This is a genomic window from Martelella sp. UBA3392, from assembly GCF_002358775.1.
Lineage (GTDB): Bacteria > Pseudomonadota > Alphaproteobacteria > Rhizobiales > Rhizobiaceae > Martelella > Martelella mediterranea.
Window position 1 is genome coordinate 9,621 of the sequence record NZ_DEPM01000074.1, and the last position, 19,071, is coordinate 28,691.

21 protein-coding genes are annotated in these 19,071 nt (G+C 61.7%); 14 read left to right on the top strand and 7 right to left on the bottom strand.

Annotation, left to right across the window (positions count from 1 at the left end; translation table 11 throughout):
• Positions 1-135: 135 nt before the first annotated feature.
• Together B4E36_RS05595 and B4E36_RS05600 are read left to right on the top strand one after the other, a co-directional pair.
• Positions 136-1,131, top strand: a complete 996-nt coding sequence (locus tag B4E36_RS05595) for a LacI family DNA-binding transcriptional regulator (protein ID WP_292058473.1) — start codon at positions 136-138, stop codon at positions 1,129-1,131.
• A gap of 29 nt (positions 1,132-1,160) precedes the next feature.
• Positions 1,161-2,654 carry a sulfatase family protein gene (locus B4E36_RS05600; protein WP_292058475.1) on the top strand — a complete coding sequence of 498 codons (1,494 nt, stop codon included), beginning with the start codon at positions 1,161-1,163 and terminating at the stop codon, positions 2,652-2,654.
• A 208-nt stretch (positions 2,655-2,862) separates the two neighbouring features.
• Here the strand turns inward: B4E36_RS05600 and B4E36_RS05605 are convergent, their stop codons facing one another.
• Positions 2,863-3,789 (bottom strand): LysR family transcriptional regulator, encoded by a 927-nt coding sequence (locus B4E36_RS05605; protein WP_292058476.1) that lies wholly within the window; start codon positions 3,787-3,789, stop codon positions 2,863-2,865.
• A 108-nt stretch (positions 3,790-3,897) separates the two neighbouring features.
• On the opposite strand from B4E36_RS05605, the gene B4E36_RS05610 reads away from it, so the two are divergent.
• From B4E36_RS05610 to B4E36_RS05645, 8 genes are all read left to right on the top strand, one after another.
• A complete protein-coding gene (locus B4E36_RS05610) occupies positions 3,898-4,782 on the top strand; it encodes a carbohydrate ABC transporter permease (protein WP_292058479.1) in 885 nt (294 codons plus the stop codon).
• A 2-nt stretch (positions 4,783-4,784) separates the two neighbouring features.
• On the top strand, positions 4,785-5,600 hold the full coding sequence (locus B4E36_RS05615; RefSeq protein ID WP_292058482.1) for a carbohydrate ABC transporter permease: 816 nt from the start codon (positions 4,785-4,787) through the stop codon (positions 5,598-5,600).
• Positions 5,601-5,629: 29 nt separating this feature from the next.
• Entirely contained in the window at positions 5,630-6,940 is a 1,311-nt protein-coding gene (locus B4E36_RS05620; protein WP_292058484.1) for an ABC transporter substrate-binding protein, read from the top strand.
• A 77-nt stretch (positions 6,941-7,017) separates the two neighbouring features.
• Positions 7,018-8,472, top strand: a complete 1,455-nt coding sequence (locus B4E36_RS05625; RefSeq protein ID WP_292058486.1) for a sulfatase family protein — start codon at positions 7,018-7,020, stop codon at positions 8,470-8,472.
• Between the two features lie 36 nt (positions 8,473-8,508).
• Entirely contained in the window at positions 8,509-9,591 is a 1,083-nt protein-coding gene (locus B4E36_RS05630; protein WP_345900088.1) for a sn-glycerol-3-phosphate ABC transporter ATP-binding protein UgpC, read from the top strand.
• Between the two features lie 17 nt (positions 9,592-9,608).
• A complete protein-coding gene (locus B4E36_RS05635) occupies positions 9,609-11,141 on the top strand; it encodes a sulfatase family protein (protein WP_292058976.1) in 1,533 nt (510 codons plus the stop codon).
• Between the two features lie 9 nt (positions 11,142-11,150).
• The gene (locus tag B4E36_RS05640) at positions 11,151-11,537 is read left to right on the top strand and encodes a hypothetical protein (RefSeq protein WP_292058978.1); all 387 of its coding nucleotides are present in this window, start codon (positions 11,151-11,153) and stop codon (positions 11,535-11,537) included.
• A 153-nt stretch (positions 11,538-11,690) separates the two neighbouring features.
• On the top strand, positions 11,691-11,846 hold the full coding sequence (locus B4E36_RS05645) for an aldehyde dehydrogenase family protein (RefSeq protein ID WP_292058980.1): 156 nt from the start codon (positions 11,691-11,693) through the stop codon (positions 11,844-11,846).
• Between the two features lie 143 nt (positions 11,847-11,989).
• On the opposite strand, the gene B4E36_RS05650 is transcribed toward B4E36_RS05645, so the two are convergent.
• Positions 11,990-12,814, bottom strand: coding sequence for an oxidoreductase (locus B4E36_RS05650; protein WP_292058982.1), 825 nt, complete (start codon positions 12,812-12,814; stop codon positions 11,990-11,992).
• 85 nt (positions 12,815-12,899) lie between these two features.
• Between B4E36_RS05650 and B4E36_RS24290 the strand changes: the two genes are divergently transcribed.
• Together B4E36_RS24290 and B4E36_RS05655 are read left to right on the top strand one after the other, a co-directional pair.
• Positions 12,900-13,115 carry a MerR family DNA-binding transcriptional regulator gene (locus tag B4E36_RS24290; protein WP_366927440.1) on the top strand — a complete coding sequence of 72 codons (216 nt, stop codon included), beginning with the start codon at positions 12,900-12,902 and terminating at the stop codon, positions 13,113-13,115.
• Positions 13,012-13,287, top strand: coding sequence for a MerR family DNA-binding protein (locus B4E36_RS05655; RefSeq protein ID WP_366927441.1), 276 nt, complete (start codon positions 13,012-13,014; stop codon positions 13,285-13,287). The genes B4E36_RS24290 and B4E36_RS05655 overlap by 104 nt, the downstream gene beginning before the upstream one ends.
• A 39-nt stretch (positions 13,288-13,326) precedes the next feature.
• Here the strand turns inward: B4E36_RS05655 and B4E36_RS05660 are convergent, their stop codons facing one another.
• Positions 13,327-13,935 carry a nuclear transport factor 2 family protein gene (locus tag B4E36_RS05660; protein ID WP_292058986.1) on the bottom strand — a complete coding sequence of 203 codons (609 nt, stop codon included), beginning with the start codon at positions 13,933-13,935 and terminating at the stop codon, positions 13,327-13,329.
• Positions 13,936-13,967: 32 nt separating this feature from the next.
• Positions 13,968-14,963, bottom strand: coding sequence for an aldo/keto reductase (locus tag B4E36_RS05665; protein WP_292059054.1), 996 nt, complete (start codon positions 14,961-14,963; stop codon positions 13,968-13,970).
• 107 nt (positions 14,964-15,070) lie between these two features.
• Between B4E36_RS05665 and B4E36_RS05670 the strand changes: the two genes are divergently transcribed.
• On the top strand, positions 15,071-15,985 hold the full coding sequence (locus B4E36_RS05670; protein ID WP_292058988.1) for an AraC family transcriptional regulator: 915 nt from the start codon (positions 15,071-15,073) through the stop codon (positions 15,983-15,985).
• A gap of 143 nt (positions 15,986-16,128) precedes the next feature.
• On the opposite strand, the gene B4E36_RS05675 is transcribed toward B4E36_RS05670, so the two are convergent.
• A complete protein-coding gene (locus tag B4E36_RS05675) occupies positions 16,129-16,410 on the bottom strand; it encodes a tyrosine-type recombinase/integrase (protein ID WP_345900089.1) in 282 nt (93 codons plus the stop codon).
• Between the two features lie 57 nt (positions 16,411-16,467).
• On the bottom strand, positions 16,468-17,121 hold the full coding sequence (locus B4E36_RS05680) for a hypothetical protein (RefSeq protein WP_345900090.1): 654 nt from the start codon (positions 17,119-17,121) through the stop codon (positions 16,468-16,470).
• Positions 17,122-17,269: 148 nt separating this feature from the next.
• Here B4E36_RS05680 and dusA point away from each other — a divergent pair, with 148 nt between their 5' ends.
• Positions 17,270-18,316 carry a tRNA dihydrouridine(20/20a) synthase DusA gene (gene dusA / locus B4E36_RS05685; RefSeq protein WP_292058990.1) on the top strand — a complete coding sequence of 349 codons (1,047 nt, stop codon included), beginning with the start codon at positions 17,270-17,272 and terminating at the stop codon, positions 18,314-18,316.
• A gap of 84 nt (positions 18,317-18,400) precedes the next feature.
• On the opposite strand, the gene B4E36_RS05690 is transcribed toward dusA, so the two are convergent.
• A partial coding sequence (locus B4E36_RS05690) for a DHHA1 domain-containing protein (RefSeq protein ID WP_345900091.1) occupies positions 18,401-19,071 on the bottom strand: 671 nt, incomplete at its 5' end.

A 19,071-nucleotide genomic window follows, 5' to 3' on the forward strand; every position in this document is an offset into this window, starting at 1 on the left:
GGCTTATTCATGACATCGCTTTCATGCACAAAAAAATAGTTTGTTCGCGGTTAAATATCGCGTTATGCAACTTTCATGAAAGCGCATTCATGGGTCTTGCGCAAACCCGGCGTGACGGTATGCGGAGGTGGCGCGATGAAAGCACGGATGATCGATGTGGCGAGAATGGCCGGCGTTTCGGCCAGCACCGTGTCGCGCCGGTTGAGCGGCAGTCACCTTGTTTCGGATGACGTCGGCGCACGGATCGATGCCGCGGTTCGGGCGCTGGACTACGCTCCCAACGCCGTGGCGAGCGGCCTCGCCGGCAGCCGCGCGCGCGGTCGCAGCCGCACCGTCGCCGTGATCGTGCCTGCGCTTGCCGCCTTTGCAGCCATGACGGACGAGCTGATGGTTCAGCTCGAGAGCGGCGGTTATCAGGTGATGATTGCCGCCACTCACTACGACGCCGAGCGAGAGGAAGCGCTGGTGCGCGCGCTTCTGAGCTGGTCTCCGGCGGCTCTGGTGATGGTCGGACGCTGCCATTCGCGGGCCGCGTTGCAAGCGCTTCTCGCCGACGGACTGCCGGTGGTCGAGGTGGGCGAACTGATCGATCGGCCGATCGATGCCAATATCGGCTTCTCCCACCGTGCCGTAGGCCGCACTGTGGCGCGACATTTTCTGGCCGCGGGCGCACGCCGGCTGGGCCTTGCCGTGGTTGCGCTGCCGGGCGACCGGCGGGCGGCCGACCGCGCGCTCGGCCTCAGGGAAATCGCCGCCGAGGCCGACGTGCCGGTGATCGAACATGTTTCCCCAGAGCGCGCCACAACCCGCGCCGGCGCCACCGCGCTCGCCGATCTGATGGACCGGGCCGAAGCGCCCGACGCAATCCTGTGCTCGAACGACCTTGTCGCGCTCGGGGCCCTGTTCGAGGCCGGCCGCCGCGGGCTGGACCTGCCACGCGACCTGCGGCTCTGCGGCTACGGCGATTTCGACTTCGCGGCCGAAACGCCGGTTCCGCTCAGCTCGGTGCGTCCTCCCGATCGCGAAATCGCGCGCGAAGCCGCCGCTCTGCTGCTCGCCCGCTTTGCGGGTAGAGCCCCGCCGCCGCCCGCCGACACGGACTTCACGCATCTTGTGCGCGGCACAGGCTGATTTACGCAATCCCATCAGGAGCTTTCAGGATGACCGAGCCGACCCCAAAAGCCGACCGACCCAACATCATCTTCGTTATCACCGACCAGCAGCGGTTCGATACCATCGCGGCCGGCGGCGCATCGTGGATGCATACGCCCGTGCTCGACCGGATGGCCCGCGAGGGTGTGTTGTTCAGTCGTATGTACTGCACCTCTCCCAGTTGCGCGCCGTCTCGCGCCTCCCTCTTTTCCGGAACCTACCCGCATACCAACGGCGTGATGCGCAATGACGAGCCGTGGGCTTTCTCCTGGGTACAGATGCTGAGCGCGTCCGGTTATCGCTGCGTGAACGTCGGCAAGATGCATACGCATCCATTCGAGGATGCCTTCGGCTTTCACGAGCGTCACGTGGTCGAGAACAAGGACCGGGCGACCAGGAGGTTGCCGTTCTACCTCGACCAGTGGGACAAGGCGTTCTGGGCGCGGGGGCTGGAAAAGCCCAGCCGCGTCACCTATCGCCGCCGGGCGGACTATGCCGAGCGGCTCGGCGCTTTCGCGTGGGAACTGCCGGCGGACCTGCATTCAGACAATTTCGTTCCGGACATGGCGCGCATGTGGCTTGATGCCTGCGAAGCGGCAGAACCGTTCTTCCTGCAGATCGGCATTCCCGGTCCCCATCCGCCCTACGACCCGACGCCAGAGGCGCTGGCGCTCTACGACGACGCGGAGCCGCCGCGGCCGATCCGCGACGACGAGCCGCTGCCCGCGCCGTTGCGGGCGCTGCGCCAGTCGCATCTTGATGTGGATCACGACGCGATCGTGCATCTGGAGGACCCCAGCGATGCGCAGCTGATGCGCCAGCGGCGGCACTACGCCGCCAATGTGTCGATGATCGATGCGTCGATCGGACGCTTTCTCGAAACCCTCGATGAGCGCGGTTTGACCGACAATACGGTGGTGATTTTCACGAGCGACCACGGCGACAGCCTCAACGATCACGGGCTGAGCCAGAAGTGGAGCATGTACGAGCACTCGGTTCGCGTTCCGGCGTTGGTCTGGGCGCCGGGGCTGATTTCCGGCGGGCGCGTTGTGGACGACCTCGTCTCGCTGTTCGATTTCGGGCCGACGATCCTGGATCTGGCGGGCGTGCCGGTACCGGAATGGATGGAAGCGCGCTCGCTGGCGCCGGTGCTTGCCGGCGAGGAAACGGAGCCGCGGCAGTATATTTTCGCCGAACATGCCGGCGACCGGATCCTGAATGGCACGGCCTACATGACCATGGTGCGCGACGACCGCTTCAAGCTGGTTCATTTCGCCGAACATCCGGGTCAGCTGTTCGACCTTGACGCCGACCCGGACGAGTGCCGCAACCTGTGGGACGATCCGGCACATCAGGCGGACAAGGCGCGGCTGCTGCAGGCGATCCTCGACTGGCGGATCGAGAGCGGGTTGCGGACCCAGGGGTGGACGGCGGCAGCCATCCGCCACGGACCCGACGCTGGCCGCACGCCGCCCGGAAGCGCACGCCAGGCGGGCGCCTGACCATGCGCTGTGAGTGGTTCGTCTCGATGACGGCGTGGACAACGGTTTTTGATTTTCGAACGCTTTGCCTCTTCGGGGGGAATTGCTGTGCTTGTTCGGGTTCCGCCGCAGCAGGATGTTTGCGGTCGATTTAGCTGCAACGGCGCCCGATCCGGATGTCGAGCCGGAAAGCGTCACGCTCAAGTCGCAAGCAAGCCATTGAAAATACTCACCGCGCGAAGTTCGTCTTCAGACCCAAATCGATACTGCCCTCCATGCCCCGGCAGCGTTCGATCACCGCATCGAGAAAAAGCTTGTCGATCGGGCGCAGGGCATCGCTGCGCTGGAAGACGGCGCCGGAGCAGAATACCGGGCTTTCATCGTCCTCGCAGAGGCGGTGCATATTGTTGCGCTCGAAGAAATGGCGGAACCATTTTGCCGTCGAAATCAGAAAGGGCGAACCCTGAATGATCTCGATCGCGCTCAGCATCGTGTTGGTGCGCACGGCGTGGTTGCGCGCCGTGCGCAGCGACAGCGATGTATCATAGTCATATTCGAATTTGTGGTTGATCCATGGATAGGCCAGCAATTCCTCGGGGCTTGGCTCGCGCTCCGGCGACAAACGCGCGAGCGGGTGGTCGACATGGCAGTAGACATCGTAGGGGGCTTCGAGCAGCGGCAGGAATTCGACCGTGCCGGTGGCAATATATTCCGGCGAGAGCACCCCGAAGGTCAGATCGAAATTGCCGTTTCTCAGCCCTTGGGTTCTGGACTCCAGATCCATGGTCTCCAGCCTGACGGCGACTGATGGATGGGCCTGGCTGAACGACCGGATGACATCGGGAAGAATGCCATAGGCCCAGCCGTCGCCGGCGGCGATCGTGAGGATCAGCTTGCCCCTTTCCTCGGCGTGCTGGATCGCATTTTCGGCGTTCGAGATCGCCCGCGCGGCCCGGTTTGCATATTCATAGAGGATGGTTCCGGCGGAGGTCAGCTCCACGCCTGCGGCGGTGCGCTTGAACAGATCCGTGCCGAAGCGGTCTTCAAGCAGCGATATCGTGCGCGACAGGGCGGGCTGCGAGACGTGCAGCCGCGCGGCCGCGCGCGATATGCTCTTTTCGTCTGCGACCGCAAGGAATCGTATAAAACTATCCATTGCCATTCCTCAATTCTGGCTATCGAAAAAGTGGATGCCACATCCAAAATCGGTATTTGAAGCCGGTCATCATCTGTGGTTCAAACAAGCGTATACGGGAGGACTAACTTGGAAAATTCGCCAAACAAAGGGCTCTGGCCGCTCATCGGGCCAACTTTCGGCTTTCTGGTCGTCATCGCTCTGGCCCCGATCATATTCACTGTCGTTATAAGCCTTTACTCGATCAACCTGACCTCGACAATGCCGTCAGGCTTTGTCGGTCTCGCAAACTATCTCGACCTTTTCGACGACAGCCAGTTCGTCCATTCGGTGATCGTCACATTCCAGTTGATCATCATTCCGGTCGTGCTCCAGATCGTCATCGGCCTGATGCTCGCGATCGTGCTCAAGGAACGTCTTCCCGGAACCAACTGGATGCGCGTCGCCTTCGTATTGCCGGCGGTGATACCGCCGGCGGTCAGCGGACTGATCTGGAAGCTGTTCGTTGTTCCAGGCGCTGGCGGCCTCGCCTTCATCACCGGTCAACTGGGCCTCGATCTCAGGCTTGATCTTTTGAACGCGCCAGCCTCCGCGCTCGGCGTGATCGTCGCTGCCTCCGTCTGGGTAGGCACGCCTTTCGTCGCCCTGCTGATGCTTTCGGCGCTCGAGACGATCGATACCGAACAATACGAGGCCGCCCGCGTCGATGGCGCTTCGTGGTTCCAGAGCCATTTCTACCTGTCGATCCCGGCGATCATGCCGGTCATGCTCACGGTCACGGTGTTCCGCATTCTGGAGGCGCTGGCGATCTTCCCGATCATCTTCGTGCTGACCGGCGGCGGGCCGGCCGCATCGACGACGCCGATCAATTATTATGCCTATGTCAACGGCTTCGAATATCTGCGCGTCAGCTACGCCTCCACGGTCATCGTGTTCTTCTTCCTCATTCTCATGGCCGTCTGCGCGCCGTTCCTGATCGGAATTGCGCGGGCCTCGAAAACGGCGGGGCGTTGACCATGCGATCTGGTGAAAAGCTTTTCTGCTATGCCATTGCGGCGCTGTTCATGCTGTTCCTGCTGGCGCCGGTGGTCTGGATGTTGGCGAGTTCTTTCAAGGGCGCGCTGGCGATGTTCGCCGACCCGCCCGTTCTGATCGCTGATTTCACATTGGACAATTATCGCCAGGTGCTTTCGGATTCGCAGTTTACCCGCGCCTTCCTGAATTCGGTCATCGTATCGTCCGGCACGGCGATCATCTCCATGGCGCTGGCCATCCCCGCGTCCTACAGCCTGGCGCGGCTGCAGTCGAACGCCCGGCCTGCGCTGGTATCGATCATCCTGCTGGTGCGCGCGGCGCCCGGCATGATTTTCGTCATCCCCTATTTCCTCGTCTATCAGCGCACCGGTCTGATGGATACCAGGACCGGGCTGATCATCATCAACACGATCTTTTCGGTTCCGCTCGCGATCTGGGTGCTGATCCCGTTCTTTCAGTCGGTTCCGCTTGCCATCGAGGAGGCGGCTCGGATCGATGGCGCCACGCGCATGCAGATCCTGACCCGCGTCGCCGTGCCGATTGCAGCCCCCGGCATCGTCTCGACCGCGATCCTGGTCTTCATCTTCGCCTGGAACGAGTTCCTGTTCGCGCTGACCCTGACCAGGTTCGAGGCCAAGACCGCGCCGATCGCGATCCTTAACTACATGGCCTATGAGGGCACCGAATGGGGAAAGGTCAGCGCCGCCGGCGTGATCATCCTCCTGCCCGTGGCCGTCTTCGCAATGTTTATCAGGAAATATCTCGTCCGCAGTGCCGCTGGCGGGGTGAAGGGCTGAACAGGCCCTGCAAAAGAGGAGGAAGACCCATGAACCAGATCCTGACGGCAGCCGCACTGGCGCTTTCCGTCGCCCTGCCTTCGGCCGCGTCCGCCGCGGACAAGTCGTTCGAGGGCGTCGACATTCGGGTGTTGACGACCAAACAGCCCTGGGAAGACGCGATCGGCCAGTTGAAGCAGACCTTCGAGGAGCAGACCGGCGCCAATGTGCAGGTCGATACCTATGCTTTCGGGCAGGCCGTGCAGAAGATCGCGGTCGAGCTCTCGACCCAGTCTCCGACCTATGATCTCGTATTCCTGGAGGCCTCCGACATTCCGCGCTGGGCGGTCGGCGGACGGATCGCGCCGCTCGACGACTATGTCGCGGCCGATGCCGGATTCGACATCGGCGATTTCATCAAGACCACGATCGACGGCCATTCCTACGACGGAAAGCTCTACGGCATTCCGTATTTCGCGGCGACCCAGATCATGTACTACCAGGGTCCCGTGCTGCAGGACGCCGGCTATGACGCGCCGCCGAAGACCTTCTCGGAAATGCTCGACATGTGCGCCAAGCTGCAAACCTCCGAGATGGCCTGCACCGCCATGCGCGGCAAGCCCGGTACCAGCGAGAATATCTGGTACTGGACCCAGATCATGCTCGGCGAGGGCGGCAACTGGGTGGCCGATTATCCAAGTGACATGACCCCGACCGTCAATTCGCCTGCCGCGGTGAAGGCGCTTGAGATCTACAAGACGCTTGTGACCGAATACGGCGTGACCGGCTCGGTCTCCGCCGGCTATGACGATGTCGTCATCGCGCTGCAGCAGGCCAAGGTCGCCATGGCGATCGAAGGCGCGCCGCTTGCCGGCCGCATCGTCGATCCCGCGATTTCGAAGGTCAACGGCAAGCTGGGCTTCGCCGTGCCGCCGGGCGGGCCGGCGGGCACCTTCGCGCCCTATACCTCGCAGGGCTGGAGCATCAATGCCGCTTCGCGCAACAAGGATGCCGCGGCCGCCTTCCTGCTCTGGGCGACCAGCGCGGAGACCATGAAGAAGGTGACCGAAGTGGGAAGCTTCCTCGCCGTCACCCGCACCTCGATCTGGGATGATCCCGAATTCCAGAAGGCCAAGGGCTTCGACTTCGGCTACGGCTCCTTCACCAAGGCGTATCAGGACACGCTTGACGTCAGCTATCCCAATTACCGGCTGCCCATCCCCGAATTCCGCGAAATGGGCGACCGGGTCGGGCAAGCCCTGCAGGAAGCCGTGATCGGCAGCAAGACGCCTCAGGAGGCGCTGGACGACGCGCAGGCCGATATCGAGAAGCTGTTCAAACGCGCCGGCTACCTCAAGTGACATGGCACGCCGTCAGGCGTGTTGAATAAAACGTCGCCAGCGGCGCGTCGCCGCTGGCGTTTGACCCGAAGATCGAAATGACCAAGCCAAACATTCTCTGGATATGCACCGATCAGCAGAGATGGGACACGCTGTCCTGTCTCGGATTTCAGGGCGCGCGCACCCCGCATATCGATGCGCTGGCGGCGGACGGCACGGTGTTTACCCGGGCCTATACGCAAAGCCCGATCTGCACGCCGAGCCGCGCGACCTTTCTGACCGGGATGTATCCGGTCGCCCACCAGGTCCAGCGCAACGGCAATGAGGGGTTTCCCGGACACCTGACCCTGGTTCCCAAGCTGTTCAAGCAGGCAGGCTATGCGACGGGCCTGATCGGCAAGCTTCACCTCTCCGCCGCCGAGGCGCGCATCGAGGAACGGCCGGATGATGGCTATGACGAGTTCTACTGGAGCCAGCATGCCGCGCCCGACTGGGACAGCGGCCACGACTATCAGAACTGGCTTGCCGAACGCGGCGTGGATGCCAAGGCGGAATTCGCAAGGCAGTCCGGGCTGGTGACATCGCCGCTGCCGGCCGAACATCATCAGGTAAGCTGGGCGCGCGAACGCGCCGACAGCTTCATCCGTCGCCACGCCGATGAGCCGTGGCTGCTTTCGATCAATGTCTTCGATCCGCATCCGCCCTTCGATCCTCCCAGGTCCTATCTCGACCGGTTCAGGCCGGAAGACATGCCGGCGCCGGCCTTTGCCGAAAGCGACCTCGAAAAATATCCGCGGTTTGCGGGCGTCGACCAGCAGGCCGGAAGCGCGGTGGATCCGCGGGTGCGTCCGACGGGCGAAAGCAAGGGCGGAACGCACGACAGGCCGCCGACGGAATATGATGTGCCGGCGTTGCGGGCCGCCTATTTCGCCATGATCGCGCAGATCGACGACATGGTCGGGGCGTTGATGGCAACGCTCGCCGAGACCGGCCAGACCCGCGATACGTTGGTGATCTTCATGAGCGACCATGGCGAGATGCTGGGCGACCACGGCCTGCTCTACAAGGGTTGCCGCTTCTATGACGGGCTGGTGCGGGTTCCGCTGGTGATCTCCTGGCCCGGCGCGTTCCTCAAGGGCACGGTTTCCGAAGCACTGGTGGAACTGGTCGATCTGCCGGCCACCCTGCTAGAGGCCGCGGGCCTCGCCCTTCCGGACCAGAACCAGGGGCGTTCCCTCGTCGGGCTCCTGACCGGACAGGCGGATCCGGCGCATCACAAGCCCTATGTGCTGTGCGAATATTTCGATGCCATCAATGTTGCCGACCGGGTCGGCTCGCGCGGCACGATGTATTGCGACGGGCGATACAAGATCGCGGTCTACCATGACGCAGGCGAGGGCGAACTCTACGACCTCGACAACGATCCGCAGGAGCTCGACGACCTGTGGCACCAGCCGGAATTCCGGAAGGTCCGCGATGAGCTCATTCACAAGCATTTTTCCGCAATGATGATGGTGACAGGGGCAGGGCCCGCACGTGTGGCCGATTATTGATTGCGCGGCGTGGGCCACGGCCCGGGAGGAGTAGCGATGTCCGAAGTCCAGATTGAAAATCTCTCGAAGCAGTTCGGATCGGTGGATGTCATCCCCGACCTCTCGCTCACCATACCGAAAGGCTCGTTCACCGTCCTCGTCGGGCCATCGGGCTGCGGCAAGTCGACATTGCTGCGCATTATTGCCGGTCTTGAAAACCAGACGTCCGGCAAGGTCCTGATCGGCGGACGCGATGTCAGCCGCGAACAGCCCGCCGACCGGGGCATTGCTATGGTGTTCCAGTCCTATGCGCTTTACCCGCACATGACGGTTGAAAAGAATATCAGCTTCGGCCTGCGCCTTGCCCATACGCCTAAGGATGAGATTGATCGCCGCGTCGCCCGAGCGGCAGAAACCCTCCAGCTCAACGATCTCTTGCAGCGCAAGCCCGCCCAGCTTTCCGGCGGTCAGCGCCAGCGCGTTGCGATTGGACGCGCGATCGTGCGCAATCCCGAGGTCTTTCTCTTCGATGAACCGCTCTCCAATCTCGACGCGGCGCTGCGCGGCCAGATGCGGATCGAGTTGCTGGAACTGCATGAACGGCTCGGATCCACGATGATCTATGTGACCCACGACCAGGTCGAGGCCATGACGCTGGCGGACAAGATCGTGGTTTTGCGAAAGGGTCGGGTCGAACAGATTGGCGCGCCGATGGAGCTTTACGAGAACCCGGCAAATCTTTTCGTCGCCGGTTTCATCGGATCGCCGAAGATGAACTTTCTCGATCTCGAAGGCGGCGAAAACCTGACATTCCGTTTCAGGGACAAAAGCGCCGTCACGCTTTCAGGTGAGGATGCGGCGCGAACTGCTGTTTTGGGGCTACGGGCCGACCAGATGACGCTCACGGAGCCGGACAGCGGTCATTTCACCGGCACGGTCAGCGTGGTGGAACGTCTCGGCGACAGCGAGTTCGTTTATGTCGCCACCGAATGGGGCCAGGAACTGGTGGTGCGGGTGCCCGGCGGCACCAACACGCCGACGGGCGTCGCAGCCGGTGTCGTACTGTCGGGACGCACCCATTTCTTCGACAGCGAGGGACGGTCGCTTGCCGGCATCTCGCTTGCCGCGGACCAGAACTGACATAAAGGGGCAGATCCATGCGACCCAACATCATCTTCATCATGTCCGACGACCATGCCGCCCGCGCGATCTCGGCCTATGGTGGCGGGCTTAACAACACGCCCAATCTCGACCGGCTGGCGAACGAGGGCATGCGGCTCGACCGCTGCTATGTCACCAATTCGATCTGCACGCCAAGCCGCGCAGCGATCATGACCGGCACCTATAATCACGTGAACCTGGTGACGACGCTCGATACCCATATCGACAACCGGTTGCCGAACGTCGCCAGACACCTGCAACAGTCCGGTTACCAGACGGCGATCTTTGGCAAGTGGCATCTCGGTGAGGGAAAGGCGCACGAGCCGACCGGTTTCGATCAATGGGCGGTGATACCGGGGCAGGGCGTCTATTACGATCCGGTGTTCATCGATCGCGATGGCCCGAAGGTGCATCCGGGTTACGTCACCGACATTACCACCGACATGAGCATCGATTTCATTAAGGCCCGCGACAAGGAACGGCCGTTTTTCCTGATGTGCCACCACAAGGCGCCGCACCGGCACTTCGTCTGCGATCACAAGCACGAGAACATGTTTGAGGCGGACCTGCCGCTGCCCGACAGCTTCACCGATGATTACGCCAACCGCGCGGCGGCTGCGAAGGAGGCGAAGATGCGGGTGCGCTCGGACATGACCTATGAGGATCTCGGTCTGGTGCAGCCCGAAGGCGGCTCCGAGGTCGGCGCGTTGCTGTTCGAGCATCCGAATGTGCACATGCGCAAGGTGCCCGAACTGAAGGAGGGGGAAAGCCTGACGCTGATCGATGTGAAGACCGGCGAAAACTTCACCTTTACCGACCCGCAAAAACTCGCCGAATTCAAGTATCAGCGCTACATGAAGCGCTATCTGAGAACGGTGCAGTCGATCGACGACAATGTCGGCCGTCTCCTCGATTATCTCGACGAGGCGGGACTGGCGGACAACACGATCGTGATCTACACCTCCGATCAGGGCTTTTTCCTGGGTGAGCACGGCTGGTTCGACAAGCGCTTCATGTACGAGGAATCGCTGCAGATGCCGTTTCTGGTGCGTTATCCCGACGGGATCGAACCGGGCGGAATTTCCGGGAAGATCGCCATGAATGTCGATTTCGCGCCGACCTTTCTCGATTATGCCGGTGTGCCGGTCCCCTCCTACATGCAAGGGACGAGCATGCGGCCGGTTTTCGAAGGCCAGGCGGGCGAAGAGTGGCAGGATGTCGCCTATCATCGCTACTGGATGCACAAGGATGTCATCCACAACGCGTTTGCCCATTACGGCATACGCACCGAACGCTACAAACTGATCTACTGGTACAACGAGCCGCTCGACCAGATCGGGGCTACATCGGGCGATGACCCGCCCGAATGGGAACTGTTCGACTGTGGTGCGGATCCCTTTGAATTGCACAATCGCGCCGGCGACCCGGAATATGGGGGCATTTTCCGGGACATGCTGGAAAAGCTGGATGCCAAGATGGCTGAGATCGGCGATGTGCCGGAGCATAGCAGGGTCGCCCGTCGGAGCTGAAAACGGCAAATGGATGCTCTGGTGCACGAGATCGGTCAGATCAATCGCCGGATCGACGAGGGTGTGATTCTTCGTTGTCAGGTCCCCCTTGGCACACCCCAGGCTTCGATTGGCGTTCCTTTTTCCGGTGGCACCATATTGATGCACGCGGACACAGGACGAATCGACTATCTGGATATTGCCGTCAAAGACGGACGACGTCGCCCTGAGAAGCCGATCCCAGCTGCTTCGCGGTCCTCAGAGTCTGTTCAAGAACGAACTCGTTGGACGTGTCGTCGTTGCAAATGCCGTGCCTCTGTCTTGATTCTCGGCATTCTCACCACAATGCATTTCAACCTGATGACACAAATCGACAAGCAACGTGAGTTCTTGGACAGACTCTCAAAGCGTATTTAATTGTACGGGTGAAGGCGTTAGTCATTGATATGGTTCAGTTTTTTGTGGTTACGAAGCGATCGAAACTGCAAACGACAACGACTTTGGTCTGGCTGCAAGCATCTGGACAAAGCGGTGCGAACGATGCGGCGGGTCGAAGCGGGGCGGACTTGGATGAATACCACCATCGCTGGTGGGCCTGAATTGCCAATCGGCGGTTTCAAGCAATCTGGAACCGGCAGAGAAACCGGCGTCTACGGCGTTGAAGAATACACCGAACCGAAGTCGATCCATATCGCTTTGGGCAAACGCGAGCATTGGGTCACCTGATGCGCGCTAAAACCGACACCCCCTTTGACTTTCTCCGCAACCTCTTTGAAAAGGCGGTTGAAGCTGCCGATCCAATGCTGGTGCTGGCCGCCGCGACCTGAAGGAGAGTTGTCGTCGTGGAAGCGGAATGTTGGAGCAGGTGCCTATTTGAAAGAGGCCATGATCGCCCGATCGAACATCCGGTCCGGTAGCCAGCGGCGCAGGAACAGGATCGGCTTTGCCATCTGCCCGCCGACATAGCGCGGTCTCGGGTTTCGGGAGTTCAGGGACCGGATCAGCAGATCGGTGATCACCTCTGGTCCCGGCTGCTTGCCGAGCGCCGCCTGCGCCTTGGCAAAGGCTGTGACCAGACCGGCATAGGGCCCCTTGCCGGAATGGCGCGCGGCCTCCTCAGCCGCGATCCCGCTCCATTCGGAGGCGACCCCACCCGGCTCGATCAACACCACCTTGATGCCGAACTGTCGGGTTTCGTTGCGCAGCACGTCGCTATAGGCTTCGAGCGCGAATTTGGATGCATGATACCAGCCTCCCAGCGGCGTGGAGATCTTGCCGCCGATGGAAGAAATATTGACGATCCGCCCGTCTTTCCGCGCGCGCATGTGCGGGAGGCAGAGCTGGGTCAGGCGGGCAAGGCCGAAGAGATTGACCTCGAATTGGCGACGCGCCAGATCCATCGGCACGTCTTCAAGCGCGCCGTATTGACCGTAGCCCGCGCAATTGACCAACACGTCGATGCGGCCGTGCGCCGAGATGATCGTGTCGATGCCGGCCTTGATCGTGGCCTCGTCGGCCATGTCCATGGCAAGAGCGACCCCGCCCTTGTCGGCGATGTCCTGCATGCGTTCGGTACGTCGCGCCGCGCCATAGACGACGTATCCTTCTTCGAGAAGTCGCAGGGCGAAGTCCTTGCCCATGCCGGAGGAGGCCCCGGTGATCAGCGCGACCCGTTCGGTTTTCGTAGCGTTCATGTCATCAGCCTTTCTCGGTCTGGAATTGCGATGACGCCTCATGTAGGCTATCGGGAAACCCCACAGTCAAGAGGTATGCCGCAAAATGCTTATCGGAGACCTGGCCAGGCTCTCGGGTCTTTCAAAAGACGGTATCCGCCACTACGAGGAAATGGGCATTGTGCGGTCGCTGCCGCGACAGGCCGGCAGCCGTGTCTATCGCGACTACGATCCTGCCAATCTCGACCGGATCGCGCGCGCGGCAGGCGCAACAGCTCGGCCTGGCGCTGAAGGAAATCGGCCCGCTCCTCGACGTCCATGACACGCGGGACTTTACCGAGGCGGAAACCGTCACTTTCCTGGAGGAACGGCTTGCCGTCGTTAAGGGCCGGATCGTGGAATTGCGGCACATGGAAGCCTTCATCGAAGAAAAGCTTTCGCGCCACCACGCCCTCGCTGAACGTGAAAAGGAACGCGCGCCGCAAGAGCAGTAGCGCTCCCGTTCGCAAATACAATCGGCTCATCAACACGCGCTAGGGCTGCGACGGCCGCGTGTCGCTCCAGTCGATGATCAGCTGGCGCTCGGCGAACAACCAGACGCCATCGGTGCGCCGGAAACTGTCGTAATAACGGATCGACAGCACTTTCAGCATCCTCTGGCCGTCCTCGTCATAGATGTGATGCGCCAGGCAATATGTCTCACCGAAGGCTTCGTCGCCGGAAACCGATATCGCCGATTGCCCGATGAAATGCGTGGTATGCGCGTACTGGGCGAGAAAGGGGCCCACGGAATTGCGAACGGCCTCTCGCCCGCGGCGCACGTCGACGGGATCCTGTCCTTCGGGTTCGCGATCATAGATCAGGATATTCCCGTCCTCCGCCATCAACGCCGCCTGCTCATCCGCCAGTCGCCGGTCGGCGAAATGGCCCCAGGCGTCGATCAGCTTGCGGATCGCGACCCGGTCGGCGGCTTCTCCGGTCAGCCCGGTGCTCGCCGTCGCGGTGGAATAAAGGCCGTCGAGAGACATGCCGGCAGCGGGCGACGCCGTTTGCGCCAGTGATCGACCCGCGGTGGACGCCAGTCCGGCCGCTGTGCCGCCGCCGATGGTCGAGGCGACGAGTTGTCGTCGTGTCATGGTCATTTGCTGTTTCTCCTGAGATAGAGGCCGCCTGTTCAGCGGTTGAGGCTCTGCATTTCACTTTCGAAGTAACGTTCGCCGTCGATCTCGATCGAAGACATCGCATCATCGATCGCGGCCAGTTCCGCCGCGGACAGATTCACCGTCGCGGCCCCGAGATTTTCCTCAAGGCGCGATTTCTTCGTGGTGCCGGGAATCGGTACGATCCAAGGCTTTTGCGCCATCACCCAGGCGATGGCGAGCTGTGCCGGCGTAATGCCCTTCGCGGCGGCCAACGCCTTCAGACGCTCGACGGCGGCCATGTTGCGCGCCATCGCATCCTTCTGGAAGCGCGGCAGGAAAGTGCGGAAATCACCGGCGTCGAAAGATGTGTCGGCTGAGATATTGCCGGTCAGGAATCCCCGGCCAAGCGGGCTGTAGGCCACGAAGCCGATGCCGAGTTCCTCAAGCAGCGGAAATATCTCGGTCTCGGGCTCGCGCGCCCAGAGTGAATATTCCGACTGAAGTGCTGTGACGGGACAAACCGCATGCGCTTTTCGGATCGTTTCCGCACCGGCTTCGGACAGGCCGAAATGGCGGACCTTGCCTTCGGCGATCAGTTCGGCCACGGCGCCGGCAACCTCTTCGATCGGCACATCAGGGTCGACCCGGTGCTGGTAATAGAGGTCGATGTGATCGGACCTCAGGCGTTGCAGCGACTGTTCCGCGGTCGCCTTGATCGTCTCCGGCCTGCTGTCAAGGCCGATCGGCGCCGGGCCTCCGTCAGGATCAAGCGCGAAGCCGAATTTCGTGGCGATGAACACATCTTCGCGCAGGGGCTGTAGCGCCTCGCCGACAAGCTCTTCATTGATCCTCGGACCGTAAACCTGGGCGGTATCGAACAGGGTTACTCCCATCTCCACCGCCGTCCGCAGCAGCGCAATCATCTCGCTTCTGTCCCGGTTGCCGCCATAGACCGCATTGAGGCCCATGCAGCCAAAGCCGATGCTGGAGACCTCCAGCCCGGCGGCGCCCAGTTTTCGTGTGGTCAGCATCTGAGTTCTCCGATTCCGGTGGCAGTGATTTCAGAGAGGGTAATGCCTGGTTTTAAGACTTTAAATGCTTGTCAATCCCGATAAGTTTCGCGATAGTCCTGAACATGTTCGATGATCCTCTTTCCGAGATTCTTGCTTTCGTTGGCGCGCGCTGCGAGGTGGCGGGCGGTTTCACGGCGGGCGGAGACTGGGGCATTCGCTTTCCCCGTCCTAACGCCATCAAGTTCGGCGTCGTCGCCGCCGGCGCATGCTGGATGCGGGTCGATGGGCTTGCCGCGCCGCGGGCGTTACAGGCGGGCGACGTCTTCTTCGTCAAGGGCGACCGCGCTTTCGACCTGTTGAGCGATCTCGATGTCGCGCCGCTGGACGCCCGGGAGGTCTTCCGGGACGCGCCGGACAGCATGGTCAGCCTGGGCGATGGAACAGACGTTCTTTACCTTGGCGGACATGTCGAGCTCGATGAAACGCGACGCGAGTTGCTGCTCGATGAATTGCCGCCGGTCATTCACGTTGCCGGGAACGCCGAACAGGCGGCCGGGCTGCAATGGCTCGCGAGGGAAGTGGTGGCCGAGGTGCAAAACAAGCAGGCCGGCGCAGGTCTTTCAACCGCATCGCTTGCCCAATTGCTGTTTGTCCGGGTGCTTCGCACCCATCTGGAATCGGGCGGGCGCGCGAATATCGGCTGGCTACGCGGATTGGGAGATCCACGCATAGCGCGCGTCATCGCGCTGATGCATTCCGACCCTGCCAGGAACTGGCATCTCGGCGACCTAGCGAAGGCTGCCGGCATGTCGCGCTCGGTGCTGGCGGCGCGCTTCAAGGCGGTTTGCGGCGTGCCGCCGCTGACGTATCTGACCGACTGGCGCATGCGCCTCGCCGTGCGCGCGCTCGAGGACGGATCAATGCCGGTATCAAAAATCGCAGAGACGCTTGGCTATACGTCCGTCAGTGCGTTCAGCAACGCCTTCAAACGCGTGACCGGCACCTCGCCGAAACGCTTTCAGTTCGGTACAGGCTGAGCCTGAACCCTTACCTGGCGGCATTGGCCCGTAGAGCCACCTCAGCGGAGCCGGTTGGGATCGGGCCAGTCCCGTTGCCGGCATCAGGCTGAGGTCGATGGCATTTACCTTGATGGAGGACAGGCGGGCATCGCCCGTTGCGTTCAGTCGTTTCCGCTCGTGAGTTGCAAGCCTGCCCAAGTGGCATATTTGTCGCCGGTCTCACGGATGTGGGTATAACGTTTAAGGCTCACCCAGGACCTGTGTCCGCTGACCGCTGCGACATGCGGGATGTTCCAGCCCATCTCGAACAGGCGCGAGATGCCGTCATGGCGCAGATCGTGGAAGTGCAAGTCTTCAATTCCGAGGTGCTTGCAAGCCCGCGTGAAGTTCGCTGTGATTGCATCCGGGGAGTAGGGGAATATCTCCGATTTGCGCTTGGGCATGCTGTCGATGATACGGATGGCTTTGTCGGGCAGGTCGACCCATGTATTGTTGCCTAGCTACTCACCCGGGTGCTTCATGTCACGAACCAGGATGCGTTTGTGTTGCTTCTGGAAGTCATCCCAGGTGAGGCGGGTGATCTCTGCCTGTCGGCGGGTCGAGAAGAGAGCGAAAACGATCACCTTGTGCATTGGCATGGCCTGAGGTGGTCTTCGGCGCCGATCGATGAAATGCGTCAATAATCGTTCTTCGAGGATGGGTCTGCGGTGCCGCTGAGCTGAGCGGGATATGATCCCCATGCGGCGCGCCACCGTGATGGCGTCTCCCATTTCCCCGTCGTCAAGCCGGCAATGCGCGATGGCAAATATGGAGGCGAGGTGGCTTGCGTAATTCCCGATGGTTTGCCGTTGCCCGGGTAGAGACTGATGCCCGGGAAGGGACGGAAGGAACGCGACGGTGTTCTTTGACCTGATGGCGGAGCAGGGCATGTCGGCGATCGGATAGGCCGTCTTCAGGACTCGTGCCTTCGTGCGTCCGATTTCTTTGACCGCTTCTTCGGTGTAGCGCTCGATGGTTTTGGACAGGTCTTGCGCATTTAACGCCTCCAGCGCGTCAGGTCTGGCCAGCTCTTTCTCGCGCTTCCTTATCCAGGCGGTTGCGGCAGGGCGTCTGTCAAAAGACCTGGTCTCATGATAGGACGTTCCATCTCGCATCACGCGCACGCGAGCAAGCTAGCTGCTGCTGCCATAATTTCGTTTGAGCGTCTGATCGAGCCCATGGTGATCTCCTGACTTGGTACACGGAGCTTTATTTGGCACTTTGTAGCCAGACCAGTGTCGAGATCGACGTATTTGGCACCGAATGAGCGGAAAAGAGACGGATATAAGGTTTTTGGAATTGTCTGAAAAAACTGAAAAACGAGAACTTCCGGCGGCATCCCGCTTCGCCATTGCGCCGATGATCGACTGGACGGATCGGCATTGCCGGTTTTTTCATCGGCAGATGATGACGCGCGGGCAGGTGTATACGGAGATGATCGTGGCCGATGCGGTGCTGCATGGTGATCGCGACAGGTTGCTGGGCTTTGCCTCGGTCGAGCATCCCGTGGTGCTGCAGCTTGGCGGGTCCGATCCGTTGAAGCTTGCGGAGGCCGCATCGATCGGTAGCGATTTCGGATATGACGAGATCAATCTCAATGTCGGCTGCCCGTCGGACCGCGTCCAGTCGGGCACGTTCGGCGCCTGCCTGATGCGCACGCCCGAGGTTGTGGAACGAGCGGTTTCGGCCATGAAGGCTGCTGTTTCGGTGCCGGTCACCGTCAAATGCCGGATCGGCGTGGATGATCAGGATCCCGATGCGGTGCTTCCGGATTTTGTCGACCGGATGGCGGGCGCCGGGGCCGACGCGCTGTGGATACACGCCCGCAAGGCGTGGCTGCAGGGATTGAGCCCCAAGGAAAACCGTTCGGTCCCGCCACTCGACTATCCGCTGGTCTATGCCATGAAGGCGCGCCATCCGGATTTTTTCATCGGCATCAATGGCGGCATCCTGACCTTGGACGCGGCGGAAGCCCACCTTGAAAAAGTCGATGGCGTGATGATCGGGCGCGCGGCCTACCAGACGCCCGCGCTTCTGGCTGATGTCGATTATCGATTGTTCGGTGAACCGCGGCGGGCTCTGGACTGGGAAGCGCTGCGCGATAAAATGATGGTCTATGCGGATGGCGAACTTGCCGCAGGCGCCCGGCTCTCGCAGATCACGCGCCATATGGTCGGCCTGATGAACGGCTATGCCGGCGCGCGGCGTTATCGCCAGATTCTTTCGACCGAGGCGACCAAGCCGGGCGCGGGGCCGGAGGTGATCGCGCGCGCGTTCGATGCCGTTGCGCTGGATGAAAAAGCGGCCTGATCCGGCCGCCTGGGGTTGCCACTCAAGCGGGGATCGGCCGCCGGTCAATACATTCTTCTGAACGGAAGAGTTCGCTCGTCGGCCTCAGCCGGCGAGCGCTGCCCGCACGGCATTGATCGCGGCTTCGGCGTTCGCGCCATCGGGGCCGCCGGCCTGGGCCATGTCCGGACGTCCGCCGCCGCCCTTGCCGCCGACGGCTTCAGAGGCCGCGCGCACCAGATCGACCGCGGAAAATTTCTGCGTCAGATCTTCGGTCAGCGACACGACGATGCTCGCCTTGCCGTCTTCCGCCACGGCGATGAAGGCGACGGCCGTATGATCGCGGTTGGTCTTGGCTGTGTCGGCCATGCCCTTCAGGTCTTTCGCCGCCACGCCCGAGAGCACCTTGGCGATCAGGTTGATATCGCCGATCTTTTCAGCTTCATCGGCCGATCCCGCACCGCCGAGCGCAAGCTGCTTGCGCGCCTCCGTCAGTTCGCGCTCCAGCCGGCGGCGTTCGTCCAGCAGCGTTTCCACGCGATTGCCGACATCGTCGGGTTGGACCTTCAGGCTGGCCGCCAGTGCCTTCAGCTTTTCATCCTGGTTGGTGAGATAACGGCGCGCATCGACGCCGGTCAGCGCCTCGATGCGCCGCACGCCGGCGCCGACCGCGCTCTCGCCGACGATCCGGATCAGGCCGATATCGCCGGTGGCGCGCACATGGGTACCGCCGCACAGTTCCAGCGAATAGGTCTTGCCGGCCTTCTCGCCCGACG